Here is a 3386-nt window from a genome sequence, read left to right on the forward strand (position 1 = left end):
CACATACAACATTTCAAAAAAACGAAAGTGCTAGATTAAGCCTTGAATAAAGGCTTTCTAGCACTTTTTACTTTTTCAACTGTCAAACTCGGGATTATACCATCCTTGTCCATAATAGAAAACACTGAAAGAAATGGAATCCTCCAAAACTTCCAGTGTTATATTATATGAATATTCTGCTTTTTATCATTAAACAATTCTAATCAATTGTCAAAATTTCAAACTGCTTTGCCGCTCTTACATCAATTCCAGAAGGATGTAAGTCCTTTCGTAATAGTACATTCGAAAATGTATCCAATGCTAGATCTTGCGTATTCGCCTCTTCACTCAAATGCGCAAGAACAATATTTTTTGTCTTCGCATTGATCAAGGAAGTTAAATTTAAACTTGAATCTTCATTATTCAAATGCCCATTATCACTCAAAATACGCTGTTTTAAAAACATCGGACGATTTGTATGCATCAAACGATCCACATCGTGATTGCTTTCAAAGATATAATGGTCTGCATTCGCAATATACGGTTTGATTTGATTGGGTACATAACCTGTATCTGTTACATACACAAGTTTTTCTTTATCCGACTCTACCACAAAACCAATTGTATGTGGCGAATCATGAGACAAACCTAGAAATTGAATGCTCAAATCTTTGATAATCAACTTTTGATTCGGTACTACATCATGTTTATCCAACGCATCCTTTAAATCACAATAAGAATACACATCCAAATGCTTAAAATGCTTTAACTGCGAAACATGATCCGAATGAGCATGACTAATCAAGACACCATTTGTATCATCAACACAAGCTCCAACCTTTTTAAAGCTTTCCATCAAATACTTTTTTGTTGAACCACAATCAATCAACAATTGCGTATCTTCATGACGAATCAAACAACTGTTGCCTTTTGAGCCACTACACAATAAATCAATGCGCATAAATATCATCTCCAGAGGCTTCTAAATTTGTAAAACGAGATATATTCTTTTCAAAAGCCAATTGAATCTTTCCAATACCACCATTACGATGTTTTGCCAAAGATAAATCAACAACTTCTGTTTCTTCTTGTGATTCCTTATCTTTATCATAATAATTACTACGATATAGAAACATTACGATATCAGCATCCTGCTCGATTGATCCAGACTCACGTAAATCGGACAATTGCGGTTCATGATCCGTTCTTTCTTCAACCTTACGAGAAAGCTGAGAAAGCGCAATAACTGGACATTCCATTTCTTTTGCTAAAATCTTTAAATTACGCGAAATATCACTAACCTCTTGTTGACGAGAATCTGCGCGTGTTCCCGTAATCAGCTGCAAGTAGTCAATTACAACTAAAGAAATAGAGCCATTTTCACTCTTTAATTTACGACACTTCGAGAAAATCTGAGATACCTTGATACTACTTGTGTCATCAATATAAATCTTTCTTTCACTCAAATGTGAACCTGCCTCATATAAACGAGACATTTCTTCATTTGTCAATTTACCACTACGAAGCTTATCCGAATATACCTGAGATTCCGAACTCATTAAACGCTTCATCATCGAATCACTAGGCATTTCCAGTGAAAATATCGCAACAGCTCCTTCATTACGTTTCGCAACTTGAGCTGCAAAATTTAAAGCCAAGGCACTCTTTCCCATGGCAGGACGAGCTGCAAGAATAATTAAATCGCCTCGCTGAAAACCATTCGTCATACGATCCAATAAGACATAACCCGTTTCAATTCCAGTTACACCTTTCATCGTACGAAGCTCTTTTAATTCATTAATGACACGAGTAACGATTTCTTCACTTGATTCAAATTCGCTTCCCCTACGATGTCTAGTTACATCCATAACTAAACGTTCCGCATCATCTAAAACTGTATCAATATCTTCGCCAGATGAATAGCCTTCTTCACTAATTTTATCCGCAACATAAATCAACCTTCTTAGCTGTGCCTTATTTTTGATTGTTTCAATATAAGATCTTGATGTTGCACTCGAAATAGCTGAGTCTGCCAAACGAATAATATAATCTGCTCCTTGACTAGACTCTAACTGATCTGTTTCCTGTAAACGATTGACAACCGTATTCATATCAATAGGCTGACCATTTTCATGAATTGTACAGATAGCCTGATAAATCTGCTGATGAGAAGGCAAATAAAATTCTTCTGCATGTAGATCGAGTTCCTGACAATCTTGAATGACTTTAGGATATACCATCAAAGAGCCAAGCACTGATTGTTCTAAGGAAACTGCGTTAGGCATTTCACGCGACATATTATGCCTTTTCACTTACATGAACAACAATTTCACCAATCACTTGTCCACGATATAAATCCACAGGAACACGAGTCACACCTAAAGATGCAATAGATTGTTCCAATTGAAGTTTTCTTTTATCTACACGAATCCCTTTTTTAGATAAAGCTTCCACAATTTGTTTACTAGAAACAGAACCAAAAGTAGCTCCATTTTTGCCTGTACTCAAAGTAAACTCTAAAGTAATACCCTTTAAAGTTTCGCTCAAAGCTTCAGCTTCTTTTTTTAACTCAGCCTCATGTTCAGCTCTTTCTTCCATTTGTTTATCTAAAACTTTGGCAGAACCCTTTGTATACGCAATCGCCGATTTATTCTTAAATAAGAAATTTCTTGCGTAGCCATCACTTACCTCAACTACATCATCTTTCTTTCCTAATTTACGAATATCTTTAAGCAATATTACCTTCATTTTTAAGTTCCTCCTCTATACAATTTAAGATCATATCCTTCATCTGTTGCACGGATACACCTTCTCTTTCGACAGCAGCCGCACTAAAGTGGCCACCACCATTTAATTTTTCCATAATTTTTTGAACATTATAAGACCCATCACTACGAGCACTTACCGCAACGGCATTCGGATTTGTCTTTACCTTTGCGATGGTAAAACTAGCAACACAGCCTTTAATCAATAATAAAGCTTGTGAAACCTGAGCCATCATCGTCTTATCTAATGTTTCATCATCAATCGCTGCAATCATAAAATGATTGTAGTAAGGTTTTGCCTGCTGAATCAATGCATTCTTCATAGAGAAATACAAATAGTCTTCACACAAAGCTTTTTCAGCACGACTTGTATTAGCTCCCCAATTTTGTAAGGCAGCTGCTGCTTCAAACGTACGGGCATCCGTATGCATTTTAAAACGATTTGTATCCACTAAAATACCCAAATACATAATCGTCGCTTCCATTTCATAAATAGGAATATGATTGGGAATATTTTGAAGCAATTCAACAATTAATTCACACGCTGAACTTGCACTGCTTTCAACATATGTCAACAAAGTATTCTTAACAAACGCATCACTACGTCTATGATGATCAATCACAAGGATACGATTGCATTGA

At 35.8% G+C, this 3386-nt stretch carries 4 protein-coding genes; all 4 read right to left on the reverse strand.

Annotated elements, in window-relative coordinates:
* Window positions 1-199: 199 nt before the first annotated feature.
* Window positions 200-940 carry an MBL fold metallo-hydrolase gene (locus ACZQCL_RS07730; protein WP_227993844.1) on the reverse strand — a complete coding sequence of 247 codons (741 nt, stop codon included), beginning with the start codon at window positions 938-940 and terminating at the stop codon, window positions 200-202.
* Window positions 930-2276: a replicative DNA helicase gene (gene dnaB, locus ACZQCL_RS07735; protein ID WP_117572075.1), complete on the reverse strand. Its 1347-nt coding sequence runs from the start codon at window positions 2274-2276 to the stop codon at window positions 930-932. The genes ACZQCL_RS07730 and dnaB overlap by 11 nt, the downstream gene beginning before the upstream one ends.
* A gap of 1 nt (window position 2277) precedes the next feature.
* A complete protein-coding gene (gene rplI, locus ACZQCL_RS07740; RefSeq protein ID WP_117572076.1) occupies window positions 2278-2727 on the reverse strand; it encodes a 50S ribosomal protein L9 in 450 nt (149 codons plus the stop codon).
* Window positions 2708-3386, reverse strand: a 679-nt coding sequence (locus tag ACZQCL_RS07745; RefSeq protein ID WP_482482608.1) for a DHHA1 domain-containing protein, incomplete at its 5' end; no start/stop codon positions are given. The genes ACZQCL_RS07745 and rplI, both read right to left, overlap by 20 nt.

The sequence above is a fragment of the Holdemanella sp. genome (assembly GCF_056804935.1).